The following is a 19340-nucleotide window of genomic DNA, read 5'->3' as shown; positions in this document are numbered from 1 at the left end:
GCAATTTGCTGAGTAAATCGCTCGAAAGTTAGAGAACGGCGACACCTGCCCGATCAAGAATTTCAGGAATCAAGTGTTCGGCTTTAATTGCCATGATATGCACACCTTGGCAGATTTGCCGCGCAGTTTGGATTTGTTCGGCAGCGATCGCCATGCCTTCTTGTAACGGAGATTTCGCTTTGGCGAGGCGATCGATAATATGCTCAGGAATCTGTACCCCTGGGACAAATTTATTCAGAAACAAGGCATTTTTAGCGGATTTAATCAAAAATATGCCTGCCAAAATCGGTTTATCTGATTGATTCGCAATTTGATTCACAAATTTATCAAGGCGATCAAAGTCAGTAATCAATTGACTTTGAAAAAATTGCGCTCCCGCATTGACTTTACGCTCAAACCGTTTTTGTAAACCTGACCAGCTTGGCGACTGCGGATCAACGGCGGCTCCTACTAAAAAGTTAGTACCTTGATGGGGCAGAGCTTTTCCATTAGCATCCAGACCCTGATTCAGTTTTTGGATTAATTGCAGTAAGCGTACTGATTCATAGTCAAAAACCGATCGCGCATCGGGAGAGTCACCTGCTTTTACAGGATCGCCCGTCAAAGCCAAAATATTCGTGATGCCCAAGGCTGCTGCCCCAAATAAGTCACCTTGTAAAGCAATCCGATTGCGATCGCGGCAGGCGATTTGACAAATAGTTTCAATCCCGATTTGTTGCTGAATCAATACTGATGCAGCGACAGGACTCATGCTCATCACAGCCCGACTGGAATCGGTAATATTCACCGCATGAACACGCCCTTTGAGCGATCGCGTTTGTTCGAGCATATGGGTGGGGTCACTGCCCTTGGGTGGCGACACCTCAGCCGTGATTAGAAATTCCTTGTTGGCGATCGCCTTACGAAATTTGGTAAAGGGTGGCTCTGACTGCTCAAATACTGACTGGGGCGGCTCGATCATGCGAAACAAAACTGTTAAAAGAATTTTAAGATTGTCTGCATTTTAAACTATTGCGATTACAGGTAGTGAAGAGGTTAGGATGAACGGCGCGAAGTGCTGCCTAACCTCTTGATTACATGGAACAAAATTGACTGTTTCCCGACTAATGGGACAGACGATAATACTTGGGCTAAACAACAATTTGTATGAATTATCGAAAGATCTTTGCAATGACTCTAGTGGTTCTAGTTCAAGCATGTGGGATATCATCCACCAAAGCGGCGATCGATCAACCCATATCAGGAGGAGTCAATACTCAAATTACAAGTAACCCCACGCCAACCTCTACTCCAACCCAAAGCAATAGTAGTTCTATTGGAAATGCAAGTATAGAAACTAAGAGCTTAGAAGTTGAGAAACTGAGTCAGGCTAACCTTCCAGCATCATGTAGCAAAGAAGAATATAGAAGTTTTTTCGAGCAATTTGTGCGTGGCAAAGATAATCAAGGCAATGAAATACGCTATCCCTTTACTTCACCCTACATCCAAGTAAGAGATTATCAAGACCCAAGTAAACTAATCGAAACGATGAGTAGAAAGAATGACGAATTCAGTATTGATCTTAGAGATTATCAATGGGTACAGCTAGTTCCTTCAACAGTTGATAACAGTCCTTATACTCGGCTGAAGATAGACATCCAAAAAATTGACGACAAAACATTTCGAGTGGACTATATCAAAGCCCAATACAAATATGAAGGCAATGGTAATGCTCAAGAAGAAAGCCTTGTCAAAACCTATGGAGCGCCTAATGCCTATATCTTTGAACATCGCAATGGATGTTGGTATTTGACCCAAAAGTTACAATCATCTTTGTGATCGCTTGAGTAACAAACCAAACCCCAAGAAGTGAGTGGCGGCGCTTCGCGCCGCCACTCACTTCTTGGGGTTTATGTCCTAAGCAAAACTGGCTTTGCTATACTTTAAAATCAGGATAATTACTACCTTGTAAATGCAGCATGACCGCGATCGCCCCCATCTCTAATATTTCTTCAGCATCAACACAGGCTATTGATTGGCAGGCGATCGCCAAGGACTTTATCGCCATCGTCGGCGATCGCTACGTGGTACGTACAAGCGAAGAATTACTCGCCTATGAGTGCGATGGACTCACTAGTTATAAGCAACAACCTGCGATCGTTGTGCTGCCTCTGACCACTGAGGAGGTATCGGCAGTAGTGAAAGTATGCGCGAGTTACAAAGTTGCTTTTGTGGCTCGCGGCTCAGGGACAGGCTTATCGGGCGGAGCTTTGCCATTACCTGACTCCGTACTGATCGTCACAGCCCGCATGAAAAAGATTCTCGAAGTTGATTTTGAGAATCAGCGTGTTGTCGTCCAACCAGGAGTAATCAATAACTGGGTAACCCAAGCTGTAAGCGGTGCAGGATTTTACTACGCACCCGATCCTTCAAGTCAAATCATCTGCTCTATCGGTGGGAACGTTGCTGAGAACTCAGGGGGTGTGCATTGCCTCAAATATGGTGTTACTACCAATCATGTTCTCGGAGCCAAGATTGTGCTGCCCGACGGCTCGATCAAAGATATTGGCAGCAAAATCCCTGAAAGCCCAGGTTACGATCTTACAGGTATTTTTGTCGGTTCTGAAGGAACACTTGGCATTGCTACGGAAGTAACTCTCAAGATTCTTAAATCGGCTGAATCGATTCAAGTTCTCTTAGCGGATTTCACGACCGTAGAAGCAGCAGGATCAACGGTTTCCGATGTCATCAGTGCTGGTATCATCCCTGGAGGCATGGAAATTATGGATAACATGAGTATCAATGCAGTCGAGGATACCGTCGCCACAAATTGCTATCCGCGTGATGCAGCTTCGATTCTGCTGATTGAAATAGATGGATTAGAAATAGAAGTAGCCGAAAGTGCTAAACGAGTTGAAGAAATTTGTTATAAAAATGGGGCACGAAATGTGACCACTGCAACTGATCCTGAACAACGTCTCAGACTCTGGAAAGGCAGGAAAGCAGCTTTTGCCGCGATGGGGCGGCTCAGTCCTGACTACTATGTGCAGGATGGAGTGATTCCCCGTACTAAGCTTACCTATGTGTTGCAGGAGATTGAGAAACTGAGTGAGAAGTACGGCTACCATGTCGCCAATGTCTTCCATGCTGGTGATGGGAACTTACACCCATTGATTTTGTATAACAATGCGGAAACTGGCGCTCTAGAAACGGTGGAAGAACTAGGCGGCGAAATCCTCAAGCTCTGTGTGCGCGTTGGTGGTAGCATTTCGGGTGAGCATGGCATTGGTGCTGATAAGAAATGCTATATGTCTGAGATGTTTAGCGAGACTGATTTGGAAACGATGCGATGGGTACGCGATGTGTTCGATCCGCAGGGTATTGCGAATCCGACCAAGATTTTGCCAACTCCACGTACCTGTGGTGAAGGGGCTAAGCCTAGCCATGACGCTAAATATAAGTTAGTGGAACGTTTTTAAATCTAACCTCAACAAAGCGAGTGGCGGCGCTTCGCGCCGCCACTCGCTTTGTTTTATGTCCTAGATAAGGCTGACACTTGCAAACTTCTACATCAAAAAATGATAGGGCGGCAAAGCCGCACTCCATGAGATCTGCCAATGGGAATGTTGTTCCTCCCACGATCGCAATGTATCTTGTAAAAACTCAACCTGCGATCGCGGCAGTAATGCATATACACGCACATCTTCTGAACCTTGAGTTTCCACATGTTGAAATTCAGGTTTATAGATTTCAGAATTCAAGTTATCAGTGATTGTCTGACGATAGTCGAGAACTTCCTGTTGTAACTGCGATCGCCATTGTTCCTGTTGTAAATATTGCGATCGCTTGGCTAAGAGATAATCCTTACCTTTGAGGTTTGTAGCAGCTTCCGCTTTGGGGGCGATCGCTGAACCAGTAATTAGAAATTCGGCATAGCCATCTAGTCTCTGTAAACTAGCCAATAACCTTTCTGATTCTGTTTGTAAATAGGTTTCCAAAGCAGCAATAGAGACAAACGCCGTTCCAAAGCGTAAGGGTAATAAAGTGCGCTGATTAAATAATTCACAAACTAGGCGATCGTGTTGAATAATTACTTGCATCAAAGATTGCTCTGGCAATAGTTTGAGCGCTTCAATGTCAATATCTGGTTCGATCGCCGCAATTAGGCGATCGCATGGTAAATATTGAATAGGCTTGCCCGTAATTCCCAATGGTTGCACATCTGGGGCTGGCGCAAGCATAATCGCAAAAGTATAAAGCATTTTTTCTCTTTTCCTTTTTCCTTTTTCCTTGGACAAAGGTTATCTTCGTAGCTTAATCTGTTTGGGAACTTTAATTTCATGGGTCTTATGGAAGTCATCTTGCACTTTTGCGGTCAAGCTTTTAGAGACACGCTGCACAATGAATCCCAACACGCTATCACCTGTTTTCTGAATCATGTCCTTGGCTAGTTGCTGAATGAAGGCAGGAAAATGCAGGGAAACTGTGAGGTGTAAATCCCATTCAATTGAGGTGATGATGGGATTATTTCCTAGCTTTTCTCCTGCTTTTGGTTCTAGTTTCTTCTGCTCTAAGCGCATCTCTGCTTGAAAATCTACTTCATACCCCTGTGGTAATTGCTCAGGAATCGGAATCGTCACAATCCGATAAACGCAATTTTCATCGGGAGGCAACAAGTTTAACCCCACTCTGGCATCAACCTGAAAACCCAAAGCTCCAACCTTACCGATACCCATTGCATAGCCAGTTTCCCCAATTGGATCAGCTTTAAAAGGATGGGCGCATCGCCGAAACCAACCCTGATGAGCATCAAGATATTTCATTACGGTTGCTTTATCAGCCAACAGATCCATATTGCCAATGTAATGATTACGAAAATGTTGTAAATCCGAACTTGGGTCAGCTTTCTGCTCTAAATTTTTGTCATCCTTGGGATTAGTCTCATCGTCAGGATCTTGTAGATCAAACTGTGAATCATCATTATTGCCATATTCGGCAAGCATGGCGGCTTCCTGTTCAGGCGTTAACATAAACTCAGAGTCCCCATCCCCTGTTGATGCTGAAATTAAATCTTGATTTGCAGGCGATCGCATTGGTTCTTGCTGCATGACGGATATCCTAAAAACTGCTGATGCGCTAGTTGTTAACTATTTCCATCATAATAGTCTTAGAAGTTCGATTAGGGAAAGCATATGGCTCCGCGTACAGCAGTGATGGAAGCCGTCGAAAAGCTCAACTATCGGGTCACGATAGGTGATGTGGCGGCACAGTCTGGACTTGATCTCAATACAGCGCAACGTGAAGTGCTGGCGCTAGCCTCGGAAACGGGTGGCAATCTCCAAGTTGCCGAGTCTGGCGAGATTGCCTACAAATTTGCTCCAAATTTTCGGCAAATTCTAGTCAGTCGTTCATTTTGGCTACAGGTCAAAGAATGGCTTAAAGGTGTTTGGAAATGGTTGTTTTACGCGATCCGCATTTCCTTTGGCATTTTACTAATTGTCTCGATTATTATCGTGGTGCTAGGTATTATCGCGGCAACGATCGCCTTGAATAGCCAAAAGGGTAGTGACAATGACCGTGATGATCGTCGTAGCGATCGCGGTGGTGGCGGATTTATTTGGCTTGGTGGTTGGGGCAACCCCTTCGGTAATCCCTTTATCATGTTTGACCCTTACTACTACGAGCCAGAGCAAGTTCGCCAGCGTGATCCCGATGAAATGGGCTTTTTAGAAAGCGTATTTTCATTTTTATTTGGTGATGGTAACCCTAACTCTGACCTCGAAGAACGTCGTTGGCGTGAGATTGCTGCGATGATTCGTAGTAATAATGGTGTGGTCGTTGCTGAGCAAATTGCGCCCTATCTTGATGAAACTAGCCGTCTAGAGGGTGATGAATATTTTGTGATTCCCGTTTTGTCCAAATTTAACGGTTTTCCTGAAGTCAGCGATGCAGGAACCCTTGCCTATAAATTTCCTGAATTGCAAAAGGTTGCTACTGAGCGCAAAGCCAAGACTACTAGTTCTTATTTGCAAGAAAAACTCTGGAAATTTAGCCAAGCCTCTCAAGGCAAAATTGCTTTGGCGATCGGTTTAGGGGTTCTCTATCTAGTTGCCTCGCTCTATCTGGGCAGTTTGCTGGGTAATCCCAGATTAGCCACATCCCTTGTTGGATTTTTAGGATTTATCAAAGCTGCCTATGGGTTCTTGCTGGGTTATGCCGTTTTGTTTCTATCTACGCCTTTGGTACGCTATTTTGTCTTGCAGTACTTAAATGGTGGGATCAGCGATCGCAACCAAAAACGCGCCGCCCGTGCCGACCAACTCAAAAATCCATCCTCGACTCTGCGCGAAAAGCTAGATTTTGCACGTACTTTTGCAATGAAGCAAGAGGCGATCGATCAAAACAATCTTGCCTATACCACTGAGCAGGATTTGACGGATCAAGAATATGCAAAAATGCTCAAGGAGAATAAAGATCGATAGCTTTTTAGATGTTAGGCGATCGCTGTTTTATGGCTTGATGCTAAGGCGATCGCCCGATAAATCAAAATATCATTCAGTTTCAATTATTGAATTTTGGTAGCCAACCAGCCTCATGCAATCGTTCCCACGCTACATGAATATGACGGGATTCAAACATACGTTTTCTAGTATTCCAATCATAGATTTTGGCGACAGCTAATTCTGCGGTTGTTGCTTCTTCTCTCGTGGCAACCCAATGTACCGTTGATAGCAATTCCATTCCAAAAGTTGTTTCAAATCCTTTAATCAGATCGGCAACACGATCAAACCTGAGTCTTGTAGACTCATGCTCTGCAAGAAAGTTTTCGGCTTGCTCAAAAGCATTAGGAATCAACTCTAGTGGCTTGTCTGGTCGATCTTCAGCATCGCCATAGCCACTGATAAAATGCCCCTCAATATAACTAAGAACATGGCGTAGATTTTCAGCATAAGGTCCATAGGGAGCCTTTTGGTAATTTAGCCGCAGAGGTTCGCCAGCCTCCTGCATGAAGTACATAAGCTTATGCACTTCTAAAAGAGTAACGGTAGGGTCCATAACAGCAGATAAGTAGCGGCGCATCAGTCCTAATAGAGCGGCTCGTCCCACAGTCATATTTGGGACTTTACTCTCCTTGACCATTGACTTAGCTTGAGGCGCACCTACAGGCTCAAAGAGCAAAACAGCTACTTCTGGTAGGGACTGAAAAGCCTCAATAATTAGGGGGCGCACATCTTCCCAGTTTAGACCACCTAAACCACAACCTAATGGAGGAATTGCGATCGAGCGAATCTGATGTTGCTGTACCACATTTATTAAATCTTCTAGACCAGCTTTAATATCTTCAATGCTGCTTTTGCCTTTCCAATGGCGCTTAGTGGGAAAGTTGATGATGAATCGAGGAGCATACAAACGATTAAGGTCATACACAAACATTTTGCCAGCTTGTACTTCGTTAGCTTTGCAAGCTGCTTCATAAACCTTGAAATTTTCTGGAAAAGCTTTTCGGAATTGCAGTGCAATACCACGTCCCATAACGCCAACACAATTGACGGTGTTAACCAACGCTTCAGCGTCAGCTTTGAGGATGTCGCCTTGAGTTAGCTCAATCATGGGTTTAACGTTTGCTATCAGAAATACCAATTAGGTTCTACGGCTATAACGGGTTTATGTGCGACATTTGCTAAAGTCGCCTTAACCTTTGCTGCCATCGTACTATTGATTATCCCAATTTTCTCGATCAATGTCCACGGAAAGACATTAAACATCAAAAACTCTGCTTGTTTGCCCTCCTTGATTTTAGCATCACGAAAATCTGAAGAAGAAACAGCGCCCCAGTCAATCTCGTTAAGTTTAGAGGGATGATTGTAAAAGTTAGTCAAGTAAGCACCTGCATTACCATTACTGAAAGCCCAACTTACGCCGTTTGAGTTTGCCCAATTAATGACTTTATGGAAGTCGGCTTGCAGATGAACTATCGGTTGTTGACTGCCTTTATAGCTAATATCTGGATGGTTTCCCATGTGCAGCATATACAGCATTATTGAACGTGGACAGAAATAAAAAGGTACATACTGTCCAACCATTGTTTTCGGATGACATGGGACTTCTATCTCTTTGAGTCTTCTTTCCTTGATAGTGGACATCCCCACTACTGAACAAGAGATATTTCTTGCTATGCGGGTTGCATCTGAAACTAATCCCACATTGGCTGCAATGTTAGGCAGGTTGTCGATATGGCTAATGTGATAAATCTTGGGACTGGGGGGAACGGATGCCATTTAATTACCCAAATTGTTATGGCGCATCATTTCGATGATCGCTTCAAAAGGTAGAGATAAATTTATGGTTACTTGGGTTGTCTGCATAGCCGATCGCTACCTAAGAGAATAAATTAATAAAATCAGTAGCTTTAGCGATCGCTATGTCTTGATATTTGACAAGTGATAAAAGATGCTTATCTCCCGTGACTATATGGCTTGCGTTACCAACTACGGCGCATTCGATAACCATGTCATCATCTGCATCGTTAGGAACTGCTTTGAGTGTTCCAGAAATTTTGACCATGCGAGAAAAGCTCAAAATCTCGCCTACAGCAGATTGAGTTTTGTCTTCAGAGAACTTAAATTTCAACAATAGCTTTTCTGCAAATTCGTCCATGATTTCTTGACAGGTAACGGATTCTATTTGCCCAATTTTAGCTAGGGCTAATGCTCGAAATGGGCTGCCAGTTTGTGAAAACAATGCAGAAATCAAAATGTTTGTGTCAAAAACAACGATGTATTTCACTATTTTTCGTGGACTACTAAATCAATAAATTCTTCTTTTTCTTCTTCTGACATCTTTTCCCAATCATAGCCACGCTCTTTTGCGGCAAGTTTTACTTTATCAGCTCCATAACTAGATAAGTCTTGCCATTGCTGCCATTGAGAAAGCAGTAGGAATCTAAAAATTTCTATTTTTTGTTCTTGTGGGAGTTGTTTAACAAGTTCTACAACTTGCTCGTTGCTTAGTGTTAGGCTTGGCATTTTTTATTCTCCAGATATTAACTCTAAATTGTATTTGCTAAGAACATTTCATCTCAGAGAGATTTAACTCAACTTACCTGAGTGTGCAAAGACTAGATCATTTCGATAAGTGATTTAAAAGGGAGAGATAAATTTACGGTTACTTGAGTTGTCTGCATATCGGCTCATCTAGGAATCTCATTAACTAAGTTGTCCTGAGCGATCAATTTTTACATTGATGCCATTTTCATCTTTCCAAAAACAGTAGCTTGGAATGGCATTTAATGAGTTTTGCCCTGCCACAAAGGGATCTCTGATATTCTCAGATTGGCGAACATTTCTTACTGTCGAACGATTAAAAATATTTTTTTCAAACCAGTTCATATCATTTACACATTGTCTAGCGTGATTTTGTAATTCACTGATTGAAGGGAATCCAGAAATAACTTTTTTATGTTCTTCAACTCGATCCTGCATTTTTTCCAGATGACGATCAACGTAGTTAGGATTTTCCATAAGCGCATAAAAGAGATGGGCTTCTTGAATTCGTGACTGTGCAGAAATTAGACCACTCAAAAGTTGCATATCGTGAATTGTTGTAGAGCCTTCTTCTTGCAATAACACAGATGACTGTTCTGCCCCCTGAGTTCCCTTTGCATTTTGAACTACTCTAGCTCTTTCAGCAAAATACTCAACAATAAGCTTGTTCCTTTCTAAAACTGAGCCAATTTCCTGTTCTACAATTGCCAATCTTGTCATTGATGGTTGAGTAAAAATACCTGTGTGAAAATACTCGTCAAGTAAATCATCCAGTGTTTTAATCGCCTGAAACACTCTACCCAAAGTCTCGGCTTCTTGTCGAAAAGCAAGATTTTCAAGTTTTCGTGTCATTACATCCAATCTTCTATTAATGCGTTGCATTTGTAATGTCCCCGCAATTCCATTAAGTACTGACCAAATAGCCATTGGAGCAATTACAGGAGCCATTGAAGAAGGTGCAAATCGTAACTGACCAGCAATTTGTCCACTTGAAGTACTCACAACTGTGCCAAGCGAAGCCCCACCCGTCTGCATCAAAGTATGTGTACCAGCTTTTATTCCTTCAACTAATGCAGGTGTACCCACTACCTGAAATACACTACCACTAGTCAGACCTGCTGATATTACTGTAGGTATAGCCCTGCTAACTTGATCCACAATAGACGCATGGATGTTTCCTCTGGGAGACTCTTGGGGGCGTTGCTGCCAGCGCTCAATAATGTGCTTACTACAGTTTTTACCATAGCCAACCAGCAAAGCTTTTGGTTTACCATCTTGCCCTACAAGCTCTATATACCTTGCATCTTCAGCCATGTTGATAATACTCAGATATGTATTTTATAATTGTAGCCTGAAAGTCAACCGACGGCAGATTAAGCCGCATCATGTTGGCTAGAATTTGCTAGTAAGAATCAAGAAATAAATTGTTAAACAAATCCAATCCGATTTGTCCGATTTGGTTCTCTGTTCTCTTCTGGTTGAACTTTAACTGCCACAAATAAAACATTGATTTGTGTTGAATGCTGCACAAGTTTTGTCCTCTGATTCGTATTATGGATAATTCCTTCAAAAACGACAAAGTAAGGATCTGAGGAATATATTGACTCAACAGAAATATGAGTTCCACCAGCAAATGACGCGAAAAGAAAATATCCAATTTCTTCATCAACATTTAAGGTGCTTTCAAATTTAGCGATCTCTTTCAAGAGACATATATACGTTTGATGTGCAAGACTAGGGTTATTATAGTTAGGTGGTTCAGTGATTATGGTAGCCATAGTTAAATCCTAATATTAATTATCGTTCAAACAAATTCTTGTGTGGTTTATAAGAGATCAATTACATCTAGAGCATCATAGTCATATTTCAAAGACCATCACAATCTGTAACAGCAAACTCTTACTGAATCTGAGAAAGCTCAACTTGAATTTGCGGATCTTGCGCCATTGCCGCTAGTTCATTTTCAATCTGAATTTGATGCGCTATATGCTCCACAAGCCATAACTGATGAGAATTGCTTCGCCGATCATTGATTTTATTGTTTAGTTGGATCGTCATTACTAGTATTTGACAGTGTTGTTAAACCAAAAAAATCTAGTAAATTCCCAGACCAACCATTACAACGAGCATACATTTGTAATGCGAATGCTGAAGGTGTAAGATCGGCATTCGTTGAAAATGGATCAAATCCTACTTTAATCAAACCAAGTGTGCGTAGATGATCTAGTTCTCTATCAAGCCTATGAAAATCACTTGTTCCAGAGCAGATCTCTAATTGTTCTAGTGACATCCTGAAATCTTGAGCCATTAACCACCCTGCTTGTGTTACTGATTTCCTACACTCCCTACAAGCATATTCAAGGATTCGGACTTCTATCAATGTAAGACGAGAAAGAGTATCAATAAAAATAAGATTGCTGTCATCAGAGCCATTTATAGTGCATGAAGAAGCTAATAAACCTGACCACATTTTTTGTAATTCAGCAGAATCTGTCCAAGACCCATGTTCTATGATTTGAGAAATGAGACGAGGTTGTGCGTGATGCTTATCTGCATCAGTTTGACTGTTCACTATAGATGCTGCATTCTCAACTATTTTAGTGGCATTAACTGCACGCCAATGCCTGACATGATCTTGCAAAAGCAATCCAAATTCTTCGGCTACTGGTAAGCAAATACGGCTTAAGAATGAAGAAGTCCCATCAACAACTGCTTTTGTTAGAACATTAATTGAATCAGCAATTGGTTTCACACCTATAACATCAAAGCTGTAATTCTTTTGTTCACTCATAATTAAAATGATATGTAATATTAAATTTTCTTTTTAAGATACGAATTTTAGTGATTAGATAGAAACTTCTAAACCAATCACTAAAATCCCTAAATTAACGTGACCGCCTAGAATCTATGGCTTCTGTTCAGGGAACATACACTTATCAGAATCACAACCCGCAGGTCCCGCCTCCATCAACTCACCCGAATCATAACGCAACAAACTCGCGTAAAAATCATCAGACTTGCGACGTGCCAGCATTTCTGCACAGAGCTTCTCATAGGTAGCCTTATCGATTGGCTCAAAGGGCAAACGAGGGAAAGTTTGCAGGTCATCAAAACGCGCCAACAACGCCGCCGAGATATAACCCTCATCATCACGAATCGCTTCGTAAATCTTCTTCCCTAAAGGCTCGATTTCATGCTCGCGCAATTCCAAAGTTGCGGAAGTATTATGACGGGTGTAATGCTTCTGCACCTGCATATAGAAATCAAACTGCGCCATCACATCGAACTTGCTGATGTCTACCTTGTCAGCACCGTCAAGGTCAGCCCAAGAAACGCTCACAGGAATCTCCACCAGCCATTCCGTACATCTCGAATCGAAGGGATCATTGAGCAATTGTCCATTCTCATCCTTATCCGATTGCGAAGGAATGATGCTATAGCCATAGTCCATGCAAGCCCGTGCCACAGGATCTTCCTTACGGAAAGTAATCCGACGGATAAAGCGCTGTGCCTTCGGAGGATGCCAACCTGGGGAAGCGCCAGTGAGGAGAGACTTGGTATTGTGCGACTTCAGCGCACCTTGCCAGTACCATGAGTCATCATCATCAATTCCTGATACAGCAAAGTCATAGCTGTAATCAGGAGTAGTTTCAAACTCAATGCTGATGACGCGATAGGGATGAAATGCAAATTGGCGTTTGGGTTCTGGTAATGGACGTAGCTGACACTTGCGGCTGTGGGTATTGAGATATGCCAAGGATTCAGGCTGTGACAGCATCCGACTTAGGGATAAGCCCCACATATTCTTTTGACCTTGGAAGTTCTCACCTTGAGTATTATGAAAAATACCAAAGCACAAACCAACGGCTTCACCGACTTGTTGCAGGTTACGAATGAAGGCTTCGCTTGATGAATCAATAGAAAGATCACCTTTTACCCGAACGCATCCATCGGTATCAATCAAACCACAGAAAAACGCCAGAATTGTCTCGCGGGAAGACTTACGAATTGCAAGGGGAATCCGATCTAGATCCTTACTGCTACCTTTCTGTAATTGATTCAACTTCAGCCAATCAAACAACTGTCCAGAAGCAAAACTTAATTCACCTCTTGTGCCACCATTGCGAGGATCATGGCTGATTTTGCCTGTGAGTCCAAACTGATTTTGGGCGATCGCTTGCAAACGCTCTACCAAATCTAGCTCTTTCTCATTAAAAGCAAACCTTACCCGATCTTTGCTTTCACTCATTGCGCCATCGCCAAACAAGCAACCCAAGAAATAACCCAATTCTGGATTTAATGTAGTTGGTGTCGTGATTTCCGCAGTAAGTACACCGCGACTATGCCCTAAAAGTTCTTTACGACCTTCGCGAGTATATTGAGCAGCATTGAGGCTGAGCAATAGAGCATCTTCTGTATGGCGGTATTCACCAAGGGAATAGTCAATGTCCATACCAAGTTCTAGGTGATCAGCTCTCACCCATTGATTGGCGATCGCAAGGCGATGATTAGGAGTCATCCGTAAGACACGACCATTTTCAAGAGTGACTCGCACTAGATTGAGAGGTTGATTGGCGATCGCTGTATCAGTAGCAATCCCATTCCGCACACTCAAGTCTAAACCTTTACTTTCACCGCTACCTGCTTCGACAATCTCATCAGCATAGAGCAAGCCTTGATCAAAAATGCGTAAAGCAGTGCGATCGAGGCATCCCGCAGGTTGAGTTGTTGTGCAACGATTCGGGCGGCGTAAGCCATGCGCGTCGCAATATTCCCAAACCATCTGATGCACAATCTCACGCCAGCGATTTAGATAATTAGCTTCCTTCTCTTTGAAGTCTAGCCCCTGCACAGTGTCAGGACGACCTGCTTCCCACCAGCGCAACCATTCCACTCCAAAGGCATGAACGAAGAAGTCAAATAGTCCTGTAAAGGATACACCCACAATTGGATCGACATCACGGCTAAATTGATAGCGTTCTTCATTGAAGCGATGATTGAGCAAAGCAGCAACCGATAAAGCACCTGCTTTAAAGGCTTGTTCTTGCTCTTTATGATTATGCGGATCAATTTGGTTTAGATGTACTTCTGAAAGGTTACAGTGAAATCCCGATCCAATTATTTCTCCACAAGGATTTAAACCATAACGCTCAAAACGATGATCAAGTTCTCGCTTTGACATATCTGGTTTTAGGGACAACAGCCATTCTTTAGCTTTGTCAATTCCTTGTACATAAAAAGCAAGAAATTCTTTCTTCAAAATGGAAGTTGTCAAAATGTCAGCATTAGAACGGGCGATCGCTTCACCTGCCCATTGAATTGCACCTTCACCCGAATAATATTGCTTGCGAACTGCATCAATGCATTCTTGTTCTGTAGGTTTGCGATGGAATACCCTTGTGTGGTTTGCCATTCTGAGTGCATCACGCTCAGGATCGATGCGCCAATTCCCCGCTTCATCCTGTTGCCAGAGATTATCCTTAGCACTACCACCAAGAGAATCTTCTGAGACAAACTGACGAATCCCCGCGCTGCGCCTAATATTGCCTGCCACGATACAAACTGCGGCTTCATCGATGAGGAGGCAGCACTCAACAGAGGTGAGTTGACGACCGATCGCTTTATTCAAGATATTGGCACAGCGATCGTAGAGCGTGGGCAACTTGACAGGATTTGCCATGCCGCCGAAGCCTTTGAGGGGTTCACCACTGGGGCGGACATCGCTGATGTCAACGGTGATTTGGACGGGCTTGGATGCGTCAAACTTTTCATCGCTAGATAGTTCTAGTAGAGACTGGTAGGACTTAACCCAACCTTGACGACTATCGCCAACATGGAATCTAACTGCATTATTGGCATAGTCAAACTCGACTTCGGTATTGTGGCGACGCTTTTCGACGGGGGTTGCGCCGATCGCACCGATGACATTGACTTGTAACTGGTTACGAATTACGGGCAATTGGCTGATGTACTGTGGCTCTAATACGCCACCAGTGCCAGAGCCTTGCATGGCGAGATCCATCATCAAGCCAAAGGCACGCCAGTCGATTACGTTGGTGCTGGTGCAGTTATAGGAGCCTGAGAAATTTTCAGGTCGATCTACCCAATCCGTACCGCCAACCCACAGCCAACGCCCAGAGGTGAGGGACTTAAGCTGCTTTTGCATCTTGTCGATCAGGTCAGCTTGCTCTTGGGTCAGCTTACCTAGCTTTTTTAAACCTGTAAGTGTGCGATCGCATACTTCAGCCCAGCTTTCGCGCTTGTTATTATATTTGCGGCTATAAGTCCTAAAAAATACGGGGTAAGCGGCAGGAGCGCTATCGGGAAATCGCACCTCTTTGTCGAGGCGAATAAATTCTTGCACCATAAAAAATGCTTTTGTTTTAACGTTGAGTCAGATAATACCTTAACTCACATTTAGCGTCAAAAGATAAACAAAAAATATTTATCACACTATTAGTAGGCTTTTATATGTGCAGCACAATGAAAGCAACGCTAATCGCCACCTTAACTATTGAGGTTCTAATAGTCTAGTCGGTAAGCCATCAATGCTGTGTTGGTTATTCTTTTCCCAATATTCATACACGCCTTCCTCACCTTTTTTCTCAGCCCATTCTTTTAAAATAGTGCGATCGCCTGAAAATTCATAAAAGGGAACCGCAAAACCACAGGAAGTTTGCACAGATTCTACTTTGACGCGCACAATTTGGCGAGTACCCGCGATCGCAGGAAATAGCGATAAATATTCTTGCCATGCGGCATCTCTGGGGCGGATTGGTTCGCCTTGTCCATAGAGGCGCAGAATGAGAGGCTTTTCAGTAAAGCTACAAAGCATGACAGTAATTCGGCTGTTTTCGAGGAGATGGGCAGCGGTTTCATTACCACTTCCTGTGAGATCAAGATAAGCGATTTCGGATTCGTTAATTACACGCAAAGCATCCATTCCTTTGGGAGATAGATTCACTCGTCCCTCATTCGGAGCGCTTGCCACAAAGAAAATATGTTGAGATTCGATGAATGTTTGCAACTCAGTCGTAATGCGATCGTAAAATTTAGACATCTGTTTAACTATTTAACTATCCAATCCTCGTGAATTAATATAGCTGTCGCCACTCACTTCTTAGCGATCGCTATTTTTGTAATTTGTGAGTATTTTCAATAACTCCTCATTAAGCATTGTATAGCCTTGGTTATTAAGATGCAGAATATCACGGCTATAGATTGGGCGAACCTTGCCACTCTCATCTGCTAAAAGTGCTGCTGCGTCTAGGATAATAACGCGATCGCCTTTGAGTGATTTGATAAATTGATTAATCTCAATAATCGCGCGATCGGCTTCTTCTGGCCAATAAGCGCGAACCGATTGAGATAACTCACTAGTCGGGAAAATCGTAGTGAGAATGACGGTTGCTTTTAGTTCTTGGGTTAATCGATCAACAATTTTTTGAATGTTTTGTTTGCAATTATTGACTATATTCTGTGATTGATTGGGGAATTCCGCAATATCTCTTAGGTCGTTCACACCGACTTGGACGACGACGATTTGAGGTGATAACGAGGCAACATGGGCTGATAGCCTTCTTAGTACTTGATCAGTCGTTTGTCCATTGATGCCACGATTGATAAATTCAAAGGGGATATTGGCGATCGCTGGCCAAGCCACCGCACGAGAGTCTCCAAAAAATACGACTAAAGGTTTGTTTAGATCACGGTTTATAGGTTGAGAAGGATACATGTTCAGTCCATAGGGATCGATTAGAGATTCAGAGATCGCCGATGGTTGATTATTGTTCTGCAACCAGAAATTTAGCCCCAAAGATCCACTGAGAAGGATTAGCAAAATAGCTATAGCGAAGTATATTTTGTTCATCACTTTATTCTCCCAAAAAGAATTCTCCCAAAAAGGAAGCGGCGCATTGCGCCGCTTCCTTTTTGACATTTTGGATTAAAAATGTTTTTCGGCAAATTGACGAATGCGATCGCAACCTTCGCGAATCGTTTCTAAATTAGTAGCATAGGATAGTCGAATGCAGTTATCTAAACCAAAAGCAATTCCTGGAATCACCGCCACTTTAAACTCTTCAAGCAGTTTGTCACAAAACTCAAGAGAAGGCATCCCAAAGGACTTAATGCTAGGAAAGAGATAGAATGCCCCATCGGGTTTAGGACAAGTTAGCCCTGAAATGGAAGTTAGCAGGTCATACATGACATCACGACGCTCAGCGAAGGCTTTTCTCATTGTTTCTACGCATTCTTGAGAATCATTAAGAGCGGTAACCGCACCATACTGAGCAAAGGTGCAGATATTCGAGGTGCTATGCCCTTGAATCATCGTTGTTGCCTTGATGATTTCAGGAGAGCCTGCTAGATAGCCAACCCGCCAACCTGTCATCGAGTAAGCTTTGGCGAAGCCGCTACTGATTAAGGTGCGATCGTACATTGCAGGACTTACCGAGGCGATACTGATATGGGTTGCACCATCGTAGAGAATCTTTTCGTAAATCTCATCAGAAACAATATACACATGGGGATGTCGTTCCAAAACTTCAGCTAGAGCCTTGATTTCCGCAGGTGAATAGACCATCCCTGTGGGATTAGAAGGAGAATTGAGAACAAAAAGTTTGGTTTTGGGATTAATTGCCGCTTCTAATTGTTCAGGAGTGATTTTGTAGCCAGTTTCCTCAGTCGTAATTACAAATACTGGAGTTGCATCGGCAAGCTTTGCCATTTCAGGATAGCTCACCCAAAACGGTACAGGAATAATCACCTCATCCCCCTCATCAAGAATTGCCATCATCAAGTTATAAAGTGAGTGCTTACCACCATTAGTAACGATGATTTGTTCAGGCTTATAGGTTACTTGATTATCGCGCAGGAGCTTAGCAGCGATCGCCTGTTTGAGTTCGGGTATACCTGCGGCGGCTGTATAGCGAGTCTTGCCTTGGTCGAGTGCAGTTTTTGCCGCAGCCTTGATATGGTCGGGTGTATCAAAGTCTGGTTCGCCAGCACTAAAGCTACAAACATCAATTCCACTTGCCTTCATTGCCTTAGCTTTTGCGTCGATCGCTAGAGTTAAGGAAGGCTGAATATTACGAAGTCTTTTTGCCAGTTGCATGTTTTCTGGAGGAGCGGAGGCAGCATTACGGGATTAGCTTCGCATTGTATCAAAGCATACTCGCTAGAGTTTGATAGATTTTTAACAATTTAAGATTTACCCCCTAAAAGTAGTGACGACTCGAAGCACTGCCACTACTTTCTAGAGTACGCCAAGCCTCACTGGTAAGCCCGAATCATCGCTTGAGTGCCTTGCTCTGCACCCTGTCCATCATCGAGTTGACTCACTTTTTGAAAATTTTGCATAGCCAGTGCGATCGCAGGTAAATCTAAGGAAAAATCAAGATGCTGGCGATCGCTGATTTCTTGCACCAGTCGTAAATCCTTGAGCATATGTTTGATCGCAAAACCAGCTTGATAATCTCCCGTAGCAACTTTCATCCCCAGATTATTTAAAGCCCATGAGCCAGCCGCACCACTGCCACAGACATCAACCACTAATTGTGGCTCGACACCCATTTTCTCGGCAATCTTCATGGTTTCACAGAGAGCAAGCATATAAATAGAAACGAGGGACTGATTGCAAAGCTTCACTGCTTGACCACTACCGATCGCCCCACAATGTTTGATATTGCTACCCATTGCTTCAAATAGGGGTAGGTATTCTTGCACATCTTCAGGATTACCACCCACCATAAAAGTTAATGTGCCATTACGTGCGCCCACATCGCCGCCTGAAACTGGTGCGTCCAAAAATCTCAAACCATCATGCATTAAGGCATTGCCAATAGTTTTGGCGGCATCACTGCCGATAGTACTAGTATCAATAAATAAGGTGTTTGCCTTGGCGAAATGCATGGCTCCATGATCACCAATTAGCACCTCGGTGACATCAGGAACATCACCGAGGCAAGAAAAAACTACATCGGCAAAACTGACTGCATCTTCTAGGGACTCAGCTAATGTGCCGCCTACACTCGTAAATGTAGAGATTGTGGGACGCTCTTTAGTGCGATTCCAACCTAGTACCGAATATCCTCGTTTGACTAAGTTGGCAGCCATTGCACCACCCATTACGCCTAAACCTAGAAATGCAATCTTTTGAGTCATACCTATAATTTATAAAGCTGATTGAGCCTTATAAATTTACTATAGCTATAGTCACCTATATCAGAACAAATCAAAACCCCAATAGTGTGAGGCGGCGAGAATCGCCGCCTCACACTATTGGGGTTTTAGGTTCGATGTTTCGATATCGCCATT

Annotated in this window: 19 protein-coding genes; 3 read left to right on the top strand and 16 right to left on the bottom strand. The window is 43.1% G+C overall.

The features are described 5' to 3' along the window. Positions 1-28: 28 nt before the first annotated feature. On the bottom strand, positions 29-961 hold the full coding sequence (locus ABM313_RS17450; RefSeq protein WP_434684430.1) for a methylenetetrahydrofolate reductase: 933 nt from the start codon (positions 959-961) through the stop codon (positions 29-31). Between the two features lie 185 nt (positions 962-1146). Between ABM313_RS17450 and ABM313_RS17445 the strand changes: the two genes are divergently transcribed. Continuing rightward, positions 1147-1818, top strand: coding sequence for a hypothetical protein (locus ABM313_RS17445; RefSeq protein WP_434684429.1), 672 nt, complete (start codon positions 1147-1149; stop codon positions 1816-1818). A gap of 140 nt (positions 1819-1958) precedes the next feature. Next, positions 1959-3458, top strand: coding sequence for a glycolate oxidase subunit GlcD (glcD, locus tag ABM313_RS17440; protein WP_434684428.1), 1500 nt, complete (start codon positions 1959-1961; stop codon positions 3456-3458). An 87-nt stretch (positions 3459-3545) separates the two neighbouring features. On the opposite strand, the gene ABM313_RS17435 is transcribed toward glcD, so the two are convergent. Continuing rightward, positions 3546-4241, bottom strand: coding sequence for a GvpL/GvpF family gas vesicle protein (locus ABM313_RS17435; protein WP_434684427.1), 696 nt, complete (start codon positions 4239-4241; stop codon positions 3546-3548). A 39-nt stretch (positions 4242-4280) separates the two neighbouring features. Continuing rightward, the gene (locus ABM313_RS17430) at positions 4281-5087 is read right to left on the bottom strand and encodes a DUF1997 domain-containing protein (protein ID WP_434684426.1); all 807 of its coding nucleotides are present in this window, start codon (positions 5085-5087) and stop codon (positions 4281-4283) included. An 84-nt stretch (positions 5088-5171) separates the two neighbouring features. Here ABM313_RS17430 and ABM313_RS17425 point away from each other — a divergent pair, with 84 nt between their 5' ends. Next, positions 5172-6461, top strand: a complete 1290-nt coding sequence (locus ABM313_RS17425; protein WP_434684425.1) for a hypothetical protein — start codon at positions 5172-5174, stop codon at positions 6459-6461. A gap of 79 nt (positions 6462-6540) precedes the next feature. On the opposite strand, the gene darG is transcribed toward ABM313_RS17425, so the two are convergent. The 13 genes from darG to ABM313_RS17360 all read right to left on the bottom strand — a co-directional run bounded on the left by darG (position 6541) and on the right by ABM313_RS17360 (position 19187). Further along, positions 6541-7590 carry a type II toxin-antitoxin system antitoxin DNA ADP-ribosyl glycohydrolase DarG gene (darG, locus tag ABM313_RS17420; RefSeq protein ID WP_434684424.1) on the bottom strand — a complete coding sequence of 350 codons (1050 nt, stop codon included), beginning with the start codon at positions 7588-7590 and terminating at the stop codon, positions 6541-6543. A gap of 17 nt (positions 7591-7607) precedes the next feature. Then, positions 7608-8258 (bottom strand): type II toxin-antitoxin system toxin DNA ADP-ribosyl transferase DarT, encoded by a 651-nt coding sequence (darT, locus tag ABM313_RS17415; RefSeq protein WP_434684423.1) that lies wholly within the window; start codon positions 8256-8258, stop codon positions 7608-7610. 100 nt (positions 8259-8358) lie between these two features. Continuing rightward, entirely contained in the window at positions 8359-8766 is a 408-nt protein-coding gene (locus ABM313_RS17410) for a putative toxin-antitoxin system toxin component, PIN family (RefSeq protein WP_434684422.1), read from the bottom strand. Further along, entirely contained in the window at positions 8766-9005 is a 240-nt protein-coding gene (locus ABM313_RS17405) for a hypothetical protein (RefSeq protein ID WP_434684421.1), read from the bottom strand. Before ABM313_RS17405 ends, ABM313_RS17410 begins: the two co-directional genes overlap by 1 nt. A gap of 180 nt (positions 9006-9185) precedes the next feature. Next, complete coding sequence (locus tag ABM313_RS17400; protein WP_434684420.1) at positions 9186-10337, bottom strand: hypothetical protein; 1152 nt, start codon at positions 10335-10337, stop codon at positions 9186-9188. Between the two features lie 113 nt (positions 10338-10450). Beyond that, a complete protein-coding gene (locus ABM313_RS17395; RefSeq protein ID WP_434684419.1) occupies positions 10451-10801 on the bottom strand; it encodes a DUF6173 family protein in 351 nt (116 codons plus the stop codon). Between the two features lie 121 nt (positions 10802-10922). Further along, complete coding sequence (locus ABM313_RS17390; RefSeq protein ID WP_434684418.1) at positions 10923-11081, bottom strand: hypothetical protein; 159 nt, start codon at positions 11079-11081, stop codon at positions 10923-10925. Continuing rightward, positions 11059-11814, bottom strand: a complete 756-nt coding sequence (locus ABM313_RS17385) for a hypothetical protein (protein WP_434684417.1) — start codon at positions 11812-11814, stop codon at positions 11059-11061. The genes ABM313_RS17390 and ABM313_RS17385 overlap by 23 nt, the downstream gene beginning before the upstream one ends. Before the next feature lie 114 nt (positions 11815-11928). Beyond that, positions 11929-15390 (bottom strand): ribonucleoside-triphosphate reductase, adenosylcobalamin-dependent, encoded by a 3462-nt coding sequence (gene nrdJ / locus ABM313_RS17380; RefSeq protein WP_434684416.1) that lies wholly within the window; start codon positions 15388-15390, stop codon positions 11929-11931. Between the two features lie 144 nt (positions 15391-15534). Next, positions 15535-16083 (bottom strand): pyridoxamine 5'-phosphate oxidase family protein, encoded by a 549-nt coding sequence (locus ABM313_RS17375; RefSeq protein ID WP_434684415.1) that lies wholly within the window; start codon positions 16081-16083, stop codon positions 15535-15537. 60 nt (positions 16084-16143) lie between these two features. Then, positions 16144-16893 (bottom strand): SGNH/GDSL hydrolase family protein, encoded by a 750-nt coding sequence (locus ABM313_RS17370; protein ID WP_434684414.1) that lies wholly within the window; start codon positions 16891-16893, stop codon positions 16144-16146. A 75-nt stretch (positions 16894-16968) separates the two neighbouring features. Continuing rightward, on the bottom strand, positions 16969-18138 hold the full coding sequence (locus tag ABM313_RS17365; protein ID WP_434684413.1) for a pyridoxal phosphate-dependent aminotransferase: 1170 nt from the start codon (positions 18136-18138) through the stop codon (positions 16969-16971). Between the two features lie 158 nt (positions 18139-18296). Further along, positions 18297-19187, bottom strand: a complete 891-nt coding sequence (locus ABM313_RS17360) for an NAD(P)-dependent oxidoreductase (protein ID WP_434684412.1) — start codon at positions 19185-19187, stop codon at positions 18297-18299. Positions 19188-19340: the final 153 nt, after the last annotated feature.

Source organism: Pseudanabaena minima str. Chao 2107 (assembly GCF_051131155.1).
GTDB classification, from domain to species: Bacteria; Cyanobacteriota; Cyanobacteriia; order Pseudanabaenales; family Pseudanabaenaceae; genus Pseudanabaena; species Pseudanabaena minima.
Note: the sequence above shows the minus strand (reverse complement) of the source record. Positions and strands in the feature narration are given on the sequence as shown.

Excerpts from the sequence above, each read along its gene's own strand:
- ABM313_RS17395 (WP_434684419.1), bottom strand. The coding sequence starts at position 10,801 with ATGGCTACCATAATCACTGAACCACCTAACTATAATAACCCTAGTCTT.
- ABM313_RS17450 (WP_434684430.1), bottom strand. The coding sequence starts at position 961 with ATGATCGAGCCGCCCCAGTCAGTATTTGAGCAGTCAGAGCCACCCTTT.
- ABM313_RS17360 (WP_434684412.1), bottom strand. The coding sequence starts at position 19,187 with ATGACTCAAAAGATTGCATTTCTAGGTTTAGGCGTAATGGGTGGTGCA.
- ABM313_RS17425 (WP_434684425.1), top strand. The coding sequence starts at position 5,172 with ATGGCTCCGCGTACAGCAGTGATGGAAGCCGTCGAAAAGCTCAACTAT.
- ABM313_RS17385 (WP_434684417.1), bottom strand. The coding sequence starts at position 11,814 with ATGAGTGAACAAAAGAATTACAGCTTTGATGTTATAGGTGTGAAACCA.
- ABM313_RS17430 (WP_434684426.1), bottom strand. The coding sequence starts at position 5,087 with ATGCAGCAAGAACCAATGCGATCGCCTGCAAATCAAGATTTAATTTCA.
- ABM313_RS17400 (WP_434684420.1), bottom strand. The coding sequence starts at position 10,337 with ATGGCTGAAGATGCAAGGTATATAGAGCTTGTAGGGCAAGATGGTAAA.
- ABM313_RS17370 (WP_434684414.1), bottom strand. The coding sequence starts at position 16,893 with ATGAACAAAATATACTTCGCTATAGCTATTTTGCTAATCCTTCTCAGT.
- ABM313_RS17375 (WP_434684415.1), bottom strand. The coding sequence starts at position 16,083 with ATGTCTAAATTTTACGATCGCATTACGACTGAGTTGCAAACATTCATC.
- darT (WP_434684423.1), bottom strand. The coding sequence starts at position 8,258 with ATGGCATCCGTTCCCCCCAGTCCCAAGATTTATCACATTAGCCATATC.
- ABM313_RS17390 (WP_434684418.1), bottom strand. The coding sequence starts at position 11,081 with ATGACGATCCAACTAAACAATAAAATCAATGATCGGCGAAGCAATTCT.
- ABM313_RS17445 (WP_434684429.1), top strand. The coding sequence starts at position 1,147 with ATGAATTATCGAAAGATCTTTGCAATGACTCTAGTGGTTCTAGTTCAA.
- glcD (WP_434684428.1), top strand. The coding sequence starts at position 1,959 with ATGACCGCGATCGCCCCCATCTCTAATATTTCTTCAGCATCAACACAG.
- ABM313_RS17405 (WP_434684421.1), bottom strand. The coding sequence starts at position 9,005 with ATGCCAAGCCTAACACTAAGCAACGAGCAAGTTGTAGAACTTGTTAAA.
- ABM313_RS17365 (WP_434684413.1), bottom strand. The coding sequence starts at position 18,138 with ATGCAACTGGCAAAAAGACTTCGTAATATTCAGCCTTCCTTAACTCTA.
- ABM313_RS17435 (WP_434684427.1), bottom strand. The coding sequence starts at position 4,241 with ATGCTTTATACTTTTGCGATTATGCTTGCGCCAGCCCCAGATGTGCAA.
- nrdJ (WP_434684416.1), bottom strand. The coding sequence starts at position 15,390 with ATGGTGCAAGAATTTATTCGCCTCGACAAAGAGGTGCGATTTCCCGAT.
- darG (WP_434684424.1), bottom strand. The coding sequence starts at position 7,590 with ATGATTGAGCTAACTCAAGGCGACATCCTCAAAGCTGACGCTGAAGCG.